This window comes from Rhizobium sp. B230/85 (genome assembly GCF_019355735.1).
Taxonomy (GTDB): domain Bacteria; phylum Pseudomonadota; class Alphaproteobacteria; order Rhizobiales; family Rhizobiaceae; genus Rhizobium; species Rhizobium rhododendri.
In genome coordinates this window covers 132,010-143,854 of record NZ_CP072159.1, presented here as the reverse complement: position 1 = coordinate 143,854, position 11,845 = coordinate 132,010, and the positions used below count along the sequence as shown (strand labels likewise).

The 11,845-nt window shown below is 56.2% G+C and carries 10 protein-coding genes and 1 pseudogene; 7 read left to right on the top strand and 4 right to left on the bottom strand.

The window, feature by feature from the left end:
- Window positions 1-3: 3 nt before the first annotated feature.
- A complete protein-coding gene (locus J5289_RS27375) occupies window positions 4-1,182 on the bottom strand; it encodes an efflux RND transporter periplasmic adaptor subunit (RefSeq protein ID WP_209208083.1) in 1,179 nt (392 codons plus the stop codon).
- A 91-nt stretch (window positions 1,183-1,273) separates the two neighbouring features.
- Here J5289_RS27375 and J5289_RS27370 point away from each other — a divergent pair, with 91 nt between their 5' ends.
- Window positions 1,274-2,398: an IS5 family transposase gene (locus tag J5289_RS27370; protein WP_219276660.1), complete on the top strand. Its 1,125-nt coding sequence runs from the start codon at window positions 1,274-1,276 to the stop codon at window positions 2,396-2,398.
- Window positions 2,399-3,629: 1,231 nt separating this feature from the next.
- Here J5289_RS27370 and J5289_RS27365 read toward each other — a convergent pair.
- From J5289_RS27365 to J5289_RS27355, 3 genes are all read right to left on the bottom strand, one after another.
- A complete protein-coding gene (locus J5289_RS27365; RefSeq protein ID WP_247750861.1) occupies window positions 3,630-4,283 on the bottom strand; it encodes a TetR/AcrR family transcriptional regulator in 654 nt (217 codons plus the stop codon).
- A 322-nt stretch (window positions 4,284-4,605) separates the two neighbouring features.
- A complete protein-coding gene (locus tag J5289_RS27360; protein ID WP_209208091.1) occupies window positions 4,606-5,682 on the bottom strand; it encodes a PHB depolymerase family esterase in 1,077 nt (358 codons plus the stop codon).
- 438 nt (window positions 5,683-6,120) lie between these two features.
- Complete coding sequence (locus tag J5289_RS27355; RefSeq protein WP_219276561.1) at window positions 6,121-6,939, bottom strand: IS5 family transposase; 819 nt, start codon at window positions 6,937-6,939, stop codon at window positions 6,121-6,123.
- A 187-nt stretch (window positions 6,940-7,126) separates the two neighbouring features.
- On the opposite strand from J5289_RS27355, the pseudogene J5289_RS27350 reads away from it, so the two are divergent.
- The 6 genes and pseudogenes from J5289_RS27350 to J5289_RS27325 form a co-directional block, all read left to right on the top strand.
- Window positions 7,127-7,507, top strand: a pseudogene (locus J5289_RS27350) (transposase); the annotation flags it as partial.
- Window positions 7,508-7,935: 428 nt separating this feature from the next.
- Window positions 7,936-8,544, top strand: a complete 609-nt coding sequence (locus J5289_RS27345) for an outer membrane protein (RefSeq protein ID WP_209208100.1) — start codon at window positions 7,936-7,938, stop codon at window positions 8,542-8,544.
- Window positions 8,545-8,693: 149 nt separating this feature from the next.
- Window positions 8,694-9,167: a hypothetical protein gene (locus J5289_RS27340; RefSeq protein WP_219276659.1), complete on the top strand. Its 474-nt coding sequence runs from the start codon at window positions 8,694-8,696 to the stop codon at window positions 9,165-9,167.
- 296 nt (window positions 9,168-9,463) lie between these two features.
- Window positions 9,464-9,613, top strand: a complete 150-nt coding sequence (locus J5289_RS27335; RefSeq protein WP_153816505.1) for a hypothetical protein — start codon at window positions 9,464-9,466, stop codon at window positions 9,611-9,613.
- Window positions 9,614-9,707: 94 nt separating this feature from the next.
- Window positions 9,708-10,430, top strand: a complete 723-nt coding sequence (locus tag J5289_RS27330; RefSeq protein WP_142832606.1) for a response regulator — start codon at window positions 9,708-9,710, stop codon at window positions 10,428-10,430.
- Window positions 10,427-11,758: an ATP-binding protein gene (locus J5289_RS27325; protein ID WP_219276657.1), complete on the top strand. Its 1,332-nt coding sequence runs from the start codon at window positions 10,427-10,429 to the stop codon at window positions 11,756-11,758. The genes J5289_RS27330 and J5289_RS27325 overlap by 4 nt, the downstream gene beginning before the upstream one ends.
- Window positions 11,759-11,845 lie beyond the last annotated feature (87 nt).

Here is an 11,845-nt window from a genome sequence, read left to right as displayed (position 1 = left end):
GGATCAGCCCTCCTTTTTTATGGGGGCGTCAGCCCTGGATGGCTTGCTCCATGGTTCAGCCTTAACCGTCTGCCCGGGGGTGACTTTCTGGAAACCTTCGACAATGACTTTGTCTCCAGCCAAAAGTCCCCTGATAACCACCCAGCGGCCCTCGAAGATCCAACCAAGCGTCACCTCGCGGATTTCGACCTTGTCTTGCGCGTTCACGATATATAGCCGCGGCTTTCCGGTGTTGTCGCGCTGGACGGATTGCTCGGGAACGGCGAACGCTCCTTCGAGAGCGCCTTGTTGAAGGTTTGAGCGAACATACATGCCCGGTAGCAGGTTTCGCTCTGGGTTAGGAAACTCACCACGCAGGATTAGCTGGCCGGTCTGTGCGTTGACGCTCACCTCAGAAAACAGGAGTTTGCCGTCATGCGGATAGGTACGCCCTTGCTCCGTCACCAGCTTCATGCTGACGCTGCCTGCCGCATCTTCTTTGAGGTCGCCGCTCCTGATAGCGTTGCGCAGAAGGATTAACGTGTCGGCCGGCTGTGTGAAGTCCGCATAAATCGGATCGATTTGCTGGATTGTCGCCATGATATCCGAAGTCGGGCTGACTAACGTACCCTCCGTGACCAAAGCTCGACCGATGTTGCCGGTGATTGGAGCCTTGATTTGTGTATACTGCAGTTCTAGTTGCGCCGATCGAAGGTCAGCCTGGGCACGAGAAACGTCAGCGTTGCTTTGTGCCAATTGTCCTACGGCAGTTTCACTGTCGTCAGCGCTGGCAACACCTTTCTGCTGTAGCTGGGTCAGCCTCTCGGCTTTTTGCCCTGCAAGCTTGCGGGCCGCGAGGGCTGCGTCAAGCGTGGCCTGTGCTGAATCCACCTTCGCCTGAAACGGCGCCGGGTCGATGACGTACAGCAGGTCACCTTCTGTAACATTTGTCCCTTGCTCGAAGATACGTCGAAGCACGAGACCGGTAATTCGCGGGCGGACATCTGCTGTGATCATTGGCGATACCCGACCCGGTAGCTCGCTGATCACGGGGATGGTCTCAGGCTTGGCTTCCACGATCGAAACCGCGAGGGGCCGTTCTACAGCCTGCTTTTGTTCTCCCTCTTTTTCTGTACACGCTGCCAGCGATAGAATGGCACAGGCCAAGAAGACCAAACGGAGGGGCTTTGTCACATCGTGCATGGGTGGTCCTAACAGGATGCGGAAAAAGGCCCTTGCTGTGAACGGACTGCCATGATTCCATGCCTGAGTGATTGGTCGGCAGGAGCAGGACATGCGCGGTAATGATATCCAGACGGCGGTTTTGTTTTCTTATGTGAGCTGCGAAGCCCGGGTTCCGACAAGCCATCCGCTGCGGGCGATCCGCGCGATTGTAGACGAGGCGCTGGAAGTTTTGTCGCCGGATTTCGAGGCGATGTATTCAGCGATCGGCCGTCCGTCGATCCCGCCGGAGAAGCTGCTGCGCGCTCTGTTGTTGCAGGCCTTTTACACGATCCGCTCGGAGCGTCAGCTCATGGAGCAGATGGACTACAATCTGCTGTTCCGCTGGTTCGTCGGCTTGTCGATGGACGCGCCGATCTGGGACGTCACCGTGTTCACCAAGAACCGTGAGCGGCTCTTGGCTGGCGATATCGCCGCCAAGTTTCTGGCCGCGTTGCTGAGCCAGCCGCGGGTGAAAGCATTGCTGTCAGACGACCACTTCTCGGTGGACGGCACCTTGATCGAAGCCTGGGCCAGCATGAAGAGCTTCAAGCCCAAGGACGACACAGATGGTGGCGACACCGACGGCAGCGGCTCTGGCGCTGAAGAGAAACAGCCGCCAGAAGCCAAAGGCCGCAACTCTGAGCGCGATTTCCACGGCGAGAAGCGCAGCAACGCAACCCACGCATCGACCACCGACCCGGACGCCAGGCTTTATAAGAAGGCCCGTGGCCAGGCGGCCAGGCTTTGCCACATGGGCCACGTCACCATGGAAAACCGCAATGGTTTGGTTGTTGACGCCACGCTGACCCATGCGACCGGAACCGCCGAGCGCGAGGCGGCACTGGATATGGTGGGCCGCATGGATGGTCGTCATCGCATCACATTGGCTGCAGACAAAGCCTACGATACGGCCGATTTCGTTGCTGCCTTGCGGGACGCAAAGGTGACGCCACACGTCGCCCAAAACACGACGAACCGACGCTCGGCCATCGACGGTCGCACCACCCATCACCCTGGCTACGCTGTCAGTCAGCGCATTCGCAAGCGTATCGAGGAAGTGTTCGGTTGGGCCAAGACCAGCGGCGGAATGCGTAAGACCCGCCATCGTGGAAAGGATCGCGTCGGCTGGATGTTCACCCTAACAGCCACCGCTTATAATCTGGTGAGGCTGCCAAAGCTGCTGGCGACAGCCTAATCGCGCCCGGAATCCGCCGAACCAGGCGGATGACGACAAAATGGGCCGACAACGGCCGCTGAAAAAGCCTCATCACGGCCTGTCTTCGAGCCGTCTAGCCAGGATCGGCGGAAAAATCGGCGCTATTTCCGCGACCTGCTAAGAAGGAATGGTCCGAAAGAGCAAACCGTTGGTGTCTAAAACGCGGTCGTAACGCAACGGCGGCATTGCGCTCCGACTGCCAAAATCGCTGGACCGCCGGCGCAGCCGGTCTGGAAACCCGCCCGGGGAGGCATGGGACAGGCCTCCCCGGGCGAGCATGACCAATATGCTGCCGATTACCGCACAATAGGCCATGACAGGAGGTCTCGGCGCTAGATCGGTGACCGAGCATTGCCGAGGATGACCAAGTACCAGCTTAAGCTGTGAGTTTGGATGCTATTTTGTTATTAAATGTTGCGGCGGTGATGGTGCGTTGCGTTTAAAAGGCGCGCGAAAGCCTACTTTGAAAGCGCTGGTATCCGAGCAGCGGCAAGCGTAGCGAATCAACGCCGCAATCGTCACGACGGCATCGGCATTTGGGATAGACAATGCCTGTGGCAAGTGACGGGGCCTTTGAGAACCGATGCGCTAGCTTCCGACAGTGGATATGAGGCCGCTTTTCTACAATCTGGGACAGATGCATTCGCAGTCCAACTGAGCTCAATTACACAGGCGGCAATCGGCATAAAATATCCGTTGTAACGTTGTAACGTCCAACTCGACTAATAATCGATCGTTGGTAAGTTTAACCGCCGAATTGAACCGCCTGCCGCTTAAAAGTTCAACCTCCGAAAGCAAGGCAATTAACTTCTTGCTTGAAATCTCCCGCCGAAAAAGCACCGACCCACCTCTCTCGATTCCGCTTTTAGCCAATCCAATGCCGATTATGCCAACGGAATGGCCGAAGCCGTCGTCAAAATCTTTAAGCGCGACTGTGTCTCGGTCAACTCCATCCCGGACGCCGAAACGGTCATCGCCCAACTGCCATTGTGGTTCGAGCTTGGGGGTATCGATCGCTGCGCGAGTTCTTAGCCTTCAAACAGAAATCTGATCCTGTCCGGTTTTTATGGGGCAACTCCAGGAATCGAGCAGTTGGAGCTAGCGCTTGAGGATCAATTGATCGCCGCCGCCAAGTCGTCCACAGCCACTCACATTTAATCATCGCTCCACAGGCGGAACCTAGACAATCCAATAAAAAAGCTTTGCCGCACTACGTCGGCTTCGAGCCGTACGCTGCGAGGAATGTCTTCACGGCGCCCCTGATCACTCGCTCGATCTCGACATCCTCAGGCGGCGCACTCATGGTGCCGAATAGACGGAGTTTGAAGAAGCTACCACTACACAGATCGAGGTATTGAGCAGCAGCAAGCTCCAGATCATCGATCGCGAGATCACCTTCTTTGGAGTGCCGTAACAGAAAATCCTGCAGAACGCTGCGTAAGTTCTCAGGTCCTTTAAATATACGCGTGCAAAGAGATGGCATTCGATCTCGCACGCCAAGCACGGTTCGCAATGCTGTTATCACTGTCTCATCCGTTATGTGTCTTACAAAGGTCACACCGAAATCATAGAGGCCGCCATCCAAGTCGCCATGTTCGGCGAGAGTCATCCGCATGGTCGCAATGAAGGTGGCTCGTTGCCTTTCAATAGTTGCGGAAAATAGTTCTTCCTTGTTATCAAAATACACATACAACGTGCCTTTGGAGACACCCGCTTGGCGCCTTACGTCGTCCATGCTCGCCGCGTCGAAGCCAAGGCGCATGAAGACTTGATCGGCTCCATCCAGAATTTTTTTACGCTTAATAGGGTCTTCACCCGCCGGCCAGCGTCCGGATGCTTGAACCGTAGTCTTTTCTTGTTTCAATTTACGTCGACCGATAATTTTCCAATGTTTATAATTTATTCTCGCTGTTGACGCCGCGCCATCCTGCTAAGACGGGATCAGTGTCATGATAAACCTTTCCTGTCAAAATACCGAAAGACACATTGGCTAAATAGCTAATTAAGAAGCGCCACCTCGGCCAGATAGACCGTAGTCATCACAGATATATGAAATTTCTTGCTCGTAAGACAGCACGTCAAAAATTGAAAGAGGTTTTCGCGTCGCTTCAATCTAAATTGGCAGAGCATACATCTTCTCATCGAAAACGGCATGCTGCTGAGACTTTCGGCTCTCGGTCTCTGCTTCAAGCAATTAGTCCGACTGCTCGGAGGACCCTTTTGAAGATATTAACGATTGCGTATTCACGAGGCGGCGTTCTGCCGTCCTGCGGAATGACAACAACCTCTGCCTTAGCGACTGTTGTTTGGGGAGTGAATGATGTCATTAGACACCAACTCCAAGCGATGTGCGCGGTCGCAGAAATTCCCATTTCGAGCATAAGTGGCGCGCGCTGACCGTAACCACTCTTGGTTTCGGTCGGGAACCCGTGACCCATCCCGATAATGTGGTAGTGGTCGATGACGCGCCGCCCGGACGCGTCAAGCCAAGATCGCCGGCGGTGACCTTCCACCTCTGTCGCTGTGGTCGCTTCGGCCTCAAGGATATTTCGCCACTGTTCGACGATAGCGAAAGAATTTGCGTCTACAACTGTATCATCGCTAGTTCCATGCCAAACTGACAACGTCGGCCACGGCCCCTGGTGGGAGGACGCCGCGCGAATGCTAGCTTCTAGGGCCAACGCTGAGGGAAGTTCATGGCCCCGCATGCGGTCAAATGCCTCGAGTAGAGTCGATGCCACACCATAAGGAAGACCTGATATTATTGCTCCACCCGCAAAGACCTCCGGATAGGTTGCAAGCAAGGCATTTGCCATCGCTCCACCTGCAGACAGTCCAACCACATAGACTCGTGCTGCGTCAACCTCATGGTTTGTAATCAGGCTGGCGATCATTTGTCGTATCGAGAGGACTTCCCCGCTGTCGCGGGTAACATCCTCTGGATTGAACCAGTTGAAACACAGTGTCGCGTTATTGGAGGAGCACTGCTCGGGAAAGAGAACAGCAAAGCCGTAGCGACGCGCCAGTTCCGACCATCCCGATCCATGATCGTAATCCGCAGCCGTCTGTAAGCAAGCATGTAGCCCAACAACGAGAGCGGGAGCCGCGTGAGCCTTCTGCGGCATTTGATACCAACCTTGGAGTTCTCCGGGATTGCTTCCAAACGACTCAAGTTTCTTAAGCGTAGTAGCTATCGGCTTGCTGCTCATGAGAGAGGCTTGATACCGTCGCAGCGGCCTTATTGTGTCGGATAATGGTCGCATACTAACTCCTCATCAACGCCTAGTCCGAAGCACCTAAGTTGTTGAGATGATCGCCGAAATTGTCGCCGCTCAAAAGTTTAGCGGCAATGACGGAATAACCAGGTTTAAAATTTAAAGCCCCTGATTTCTTCGACGTAAATGATGCGGCGAAGAGATATCTCCCGGTCCTAACTCCATTGGTCAGTCAGTTGGGTCGCTAGCTGATCGAGCGTCCGACGAAAGTATGCTTGGTTAAGCCGTTCAGTTCAGTGAGCCTTCGCGCGATCTATGCGGTGCGCCGTCGCGGGAACTACTATGCTGCAAAACCATGTTGCGGAGTGTTGTTTTAAGTTGCGTTATATTGAGCTGGGGCTGTGTGCCATCTCGCCCGTCGCGAAGGCTCCGAAGCCAATAGCGCGTCATTTGCGTGGTACGCTGCAAAGCGCTCTTAGAGTCTGTTCAAGAAAGCGGGTATCGAGCGAGCCTTCTTGTCATGAGCTTGATCATTGCTGTTTGGATGAAGGCTAGGCTTGTGGCCGAGAAACGCTCGAAATCCTTTGCCATTCGGCGGTTTATGCCGAGCCACGCCAGCGTTCGTTCGACAATCCATCGCTTTGGTAGCACCTGGAAACCGGCCTGGTTTCGTTTGATAATCTCCATCGGTCGCGGGCTGGCCTCTTCTACTGTTGTGCCCTGATAGCCGCCGTCGCCGCAGATTTTCTCGATAAAGGGAAAACGGTTGGCGAGCCTGTCGAAAACAAGTGCTGCTCCATCACGATCCTGAATTCCTGCCGAGTGGACCTCGGCTTTCAGAAGCATGCCAAGAGTATCGACCAGAATGTGCCGCTTGCGGCCCTTGATCTTCTTACCCGCATCATAGCCGATATCGAGACGAGCATCCGGGCCGGTCTTCACTGATTGGCTATCGATGATGGCAAATGACGGTTGCTCTTCTCGCCCCTCAAGCTGCCGCGTTCGGCAGTAGAGCGCGTCATGGATACGACGCCACGTCCCGTCCCGGCAAAACCGTTTGAAATAATGGTAGACCGTGCTCTTCGGTGGAAAATCATGCGGCAGCAATGCCCATTGGCAGCCTGACTGCAGCAGATAAAAAATCGCGTCCATCACCGCCCGAAGCGACGTCTTGCGTCTGCGGCCCAGTCGAGGCTGCCTCGGCATGAGGGGCTCGATCAAGCTCCACTCACGGTCATTCAGATCACTTGCGTAGCGCATGCGGCTTCTGTCATGGTGACGCCGGGTGAAGGGTGTCCAGGCCATTCGATCTCTCCGTATTTGTCGCAAAATACAAAGAATCTGATTGCCGCCCTTCACTCAACCCCGCGCACGCCCGCCATTCTTGAACAGACACTTAGGATTGCAGTACTAACAGTGTGCGGGAAAGGGCCCTTCCTACAAGCGGGCTGCCGTGATCCATGCCTGCGTGACTGGTCGGCAGTGACAGGACATGCTTGGCAGTGATATCAGACGGCGGGTCTGTTTTCTTATGTGAGCTGCGAAGCCCGCGTTCCGGCAAGCCATGCGCTGCGGTTGTAGACGAGGCGCTGGAAGTTCTGTCGCCAGATTTCGAGGCGGTGTATTCAGCGATCGGCCGCCCGTCAATCCCGCCGGAGAAGCTGCTGCGTGCCCTGTTGCTGCAGGCGTTTTACACGATACGCTCTGAGCGTCAGCTCATGAAGCAGATGGATTGCAATCTGCCGTTCCGCTGTTCGTCGGCCTGTCGATGACGCGCCGATCTGCGACGTCACAATGTTTACCAAGAACCCCGAGCGCCTCTTTGGCGGGCGACATCGCCGCCAAGTTTCTGGCCGCCTTGCTGGGCCAGCCCCACAGATGGCGGCGACACCGACGGCAGCCGCTCTGGCGCTAAAGGGAAACAGCCGCCAAAAACCAAAGGGAGCAACTCCGAGCGCGATTTCCACGGCGAGAAGCGAAGCAAACCAAGCGCCGCAATAGCTAAACGGCGCATTTAGATCACGGTGTTGTTCATTGGCTGCTCAACGGAGACGGCTAACGTCGGTGCATCTGTTTCTAGGCCGGAGCATATAACGATAGGCCTCCTGCATGCCCGCCTATTTTGCTTCGTGCGGCTTGCACGATCCTCAGAGCACCTCTCAACGCAAGCGACTTACTCCGCAACATAACTTAATACAAAAAGACACTCCGCAATGTTGCTCTCCGGCATAGTGCGATGCGAACCGGCCTCCCGTCGTGGGGTCAGCCTCTGCATCCACACCATGAAAGAGAGTCATTCCCGTGCACATCAAGTCATTCGTATTTGCCATTATCGCTATTTCGTCGGCAGCACCCGCTATGGCTGCGGACCTGTCCGTTGTTCCCGAGGCCGCGCCTGCTGCCTATTCAGCCTATGATTGGTCAGGTTTCTACATCGGCGCCCAGGGTGGCTATAACTGGAATCAAACGACCGTTCTGGGCACCAAGGAAGATCTGGACAACGGGTCCGCAGGCATTCACGCCGGCTATAACTTCCAGTCGGGCAGCATCGTCTACGGCATCGAGAACGACTTCAACTACAACTTCGCCAAAGACAAGGACACCGACCTTGAATGGGATGCGTCCGGGCGCGGTCGTATCGGTTATGCCCTCGACCGTACGCTGATCTTCGCAACTGCCGGCGTCGCGGCGACGAGCGGCAAGCTGGACCTGCCCGCCATACGCAAGAAAGACGACATCCTTATTGGATGGACTGCGGGTGGAGGTGTCGAACACGCCGTCACCGATAACATTCTGGTTCGTGGCGAATATCGTTATTCAGACTTCGGCAAGAAGGATTTCGGCGCCGGCGCCGGCGATTTTGGCGCCACCCAGAACAAGGTCATGATTGGCGCGAGCTACAAGTTCTAGCCGCGGACAGGATGCCCGGGAAGCACAAAGGCGAGACTTTCCGGGCCCATCCGGGATGGTCTCACCTGCCTCCCGCCGCCAATCGCAGCTCGGCAATAGAGACGGAACAAAATCCAACTAACAGACGGATCAAGTAAGGAGACTTTGCCGTGAGCGGACCTGCGAGCAAAAATAACAGACGACCCATTCTTGTCTTTCTTCCGGCCAACGCAGCAAACACCATCGTCGCCAAGCTCGAACTTGCGGGATATCCGGCGGTAGCGGTCACGACAGTCCCGGACCTGTTCGACGCCCTTCGCTCGGATGCGTTTGCACTTGCGGTCACCGTCCGGCCGCAGATCGATATCGTCCGGAACATCATGACAATCCCGGTCATCAACCTCGAGGTCTTCTTCCATATGTCGCTCACAGCCGACAGCGGTGAGATCAGCAGCAAGCAGTTCGACGTCAATGCCTTCGTCAACCGCATAAAGACGCTCACTGCGCCCCGATCAGGACGGGAGCCTGAGAAAGTCACGGAGTTCGGGCGCAAGCCGACTGGAGCGAACTCCGCCTCGGCGGGATGGCGCAAAGCGGCGGCGCATTTTTTTAAAAGCCGCTCCATGGCGAGGATGGACGTCTGAGCGTGCTTATTTCCGATCTGTCTTGCCATCGTCCGGATTTCATGACGCGTCATGGGAGCGCAGACACGATGTCTCACACTGGTCGCTTGAAAACGGTGGCAACTGGCCGGACCGCTTTCACCTGGCTCCCCAAGGGATTGGATACCGCACAGGCCGCTGCGGTAAAATGCGAATTCCTTTTCTGGATAGGGTCTCTTTTGATGTTGTGGATAATCGGCGCTGCCTCGGTCAGCGGTTTCGTTCTGACAGCCTTCTTTTGCCTTCTGACTTTTGCGAAGGTTCTGAGGATAACGCTCATGAAGATCATCGAAGGCATGCCGAAGTATTCCCGTGGGCGCCACTACGCGACACTTACTCTCGGAATTGCCTTTTTTGTCCTGGTTGCGGCACGCGCCTGCTATATCTCGATGATCATCGTCGATACGGGGATGTCCGGTGGGATATGATCTGGAGCTTGCAAAAAAGACCGGAGCGGATAAATCCAGCAATCGGCTTGCAACTGCGATAAGACTGGCCTCTGAAATCGGGGAGCCCGCCGAGATGACATTTCAAGACCAAGCTCACATCCTCATCGTTGAAGATGACACCGAAATCGCCGGAATGCTGGTCGAGCTGGCCTGCGCCAATGGCTACAAGGCGACGTCGGCCGACAGCGGTGCGGACATGGACCGCCTTCTGGCGCGCTACAAATATGATCTGATCGTTCTGGATGCGATGCTCCCTGGAGAAGACGGCTTCAGCATTTGCAGAAGGCTGCGCTCCTCCGGCACCATCCCAATCATTATGCTGACGGCGCTCCAGGAGGATATCGATCGTATTCTCGGCCTCGAGCTGGGAGCCGACGACTACGTCACCAAACCGTTTAACTCGCGCGAACTCATTGCCCGCATCAAGAGCATACTGCGTCGGGCTTCCTATGTGCGTGAACAGGATGGCGGGCTCGCTGCCCTGACATTTTCCGGCTGGCGTATAGATCCAAACAGTCGCCAGCTGCACGACGCCGAGGGCGCGCAGGTGTCGATGACGACTGCCGAATTCGACCTGCTACTGGCCTTCTGCCAAAATCCCAACAAGATCCTGACGCGGGAACAATTGCTGTCGATGACCCATGCGGGCACTGCGGGACCGATCGAGCGCAGTATAGACGCGCACATCAGTCGGGTTCGCCAGAAGATCGAGCCGAACCTCAAGGAGCCGACGTTTATCAAGACGGTCCGGCTCGGCGGCTACATGTTTGCCGCAAAAGTGGAGCGGATATTGTGATATCGCTGCGTTCTGCGTCCCTTCGCATACAGATACTCCTGCTTGCCATTCTCCTCGTTGTTCTCGTATCCGCTGTCGCGACGATTACCGAGCCGTTCATCTATGGCCGACATGACAAGGGGATCGAGATCGGCTTGTTCGCCGGTCGCGTGGAGACGGTGCTGCAGCAATTCAAAAAGGCCAGTTCCCGGGCAGACGAGGATGCAGCACTTGCCAATGCGGCCGCCGTCGGGCTCCGCATGGGGCGGGTCGATCCCAGGCAGTTCGCGGACGCAGCCGCCGTCGTGCCGATCCAGGCAGACGTTCGCCCGGGCATTCGCAGGCTATTGGACAAATCCTTTGCCGCGGAGATCGGCGAAATCTTCTCGCACGCCAGTCCCCGCCATAGCCTTCTCGTCATGCTCGACAACAATAACGCGCTTGCGATTGAAGCCCCTGCGTTTCCGAAATATCTCTGGTTTGCTCCAGCTGTTGCCAGTGGGCTTTTGAAGATCATCATTCCCCTGGCGATCATGGCCTATCTCAGCAGCCGGCTGATAACCCGGCCGTTGGAGCGCATCGCGACGGCGGCCCAGCGAGAAACGGTCCTGAACGAAACCTATGCGGAACCGTTCACGGTCGAGGGTGCGAGCGAGATCCGAATTCTCGCTAACTCTCTCAATACCATGCGCAGCCGTATTCAGCAGATGACCGTCGATCGCACGAGGCTGTTGCGCGCCATCAGCCATGACCTCAGAACGCCCCTCACCCGGCTTCGCATGAGAGCCGAACGGCTGGCAGATTCCGACCTCAAGGATCTGATGCTGAGAGATGTCACCACTCTCGGCTCGATGATCGACGAAAGCCTCTCATTCCTCAACGATAAGGTCGAAAACACCCGCAAAGTCGATCTGTCGAGCCTCCTCCAGACCGTCGCCAGCGATTTCGCCGACACTGGCGTCAACGTTACGTTCGAAGGTCCGCGACGTGTCGTGTACATCTGCAAGCCGCAAGGCCTGACGAGAGCCGTGAGCAACCTGGTGTCGAACTCCGCCCGCTATGCGGATCAGGTCTGCATAACGCTCGAATGTCTGGAGGACGGCGGCGTCCGGATCGCGGTGAAGGACAACGGGCCCGGCCTTCCCGACAATATGAAAATCCGCGTTCTCGAGCCATTCTTCAAGGCGGACGCATCCCGGCAGGGCGGAGCGATGGGGAGCGGCTTCGGCCTCGGCCTGACGATCACCAAGGGCATCGTCGAGAAAGGTCACAACGGCACGTTCCAGTTGCTCGACAATATCCCGAAAGGGCTGCTAGCCGATATCCGGCTGCCACCCGCAACTGGCTAGATCCTTTCAGTGTTTTGTAGAAACATAGCCGTTATCTTCCTTATAGTTGTGGCATCAGTCGGATTGGATGGTTTTGAGGGGGGCCCA

Excerpts from the sequence above, each read along its gene's own strand:
- J5289_RS27375 (WP_209208083.1), bottom strand. The coding sequence starts at position 1,182 with ATGCACGATGTGACAAAGCCCCTCCGTTTGGTCTTCTTGGCCTGTGCC.
- J5289_RS27370 (WP_219276660.1), top strand. The coding sequence starts at position 1,274 with ATGCGCGGTAATGATATCCAGACGGCGGTTTTGTTTTCTTATGTGAGC.
- J5289_RS27360 (WP_209208091.1), bottom strand. The coding sequence starts at position 5,682 with ATGCGACCATTATCCGACACAATAAGGCCGCTGCGACGGTATCAAGCC.
- J5289_RS27355 (WP_219276561.1), bottom strand. The coding sequence starts at position 6,939 with ATGGCCTGGACACCCTTCACCCGGCGTCACCATGACAGAAGCCGCATG.
- J5289_RS27335 (WP_153816505.1), top strand. The coding sequence starts at position 9,464 with ATGAAGATCATCGAAGGCATGCCGAAGTATTCCCGTGGGCGCCACTAC.
- J5289_RS27330 (WP_142832606.1), top strand. The coding sequence starts at position 9,708 with ATGACATTTCAAGACCAAGCTCACATCCTCATCGTTGAAGATGACACC.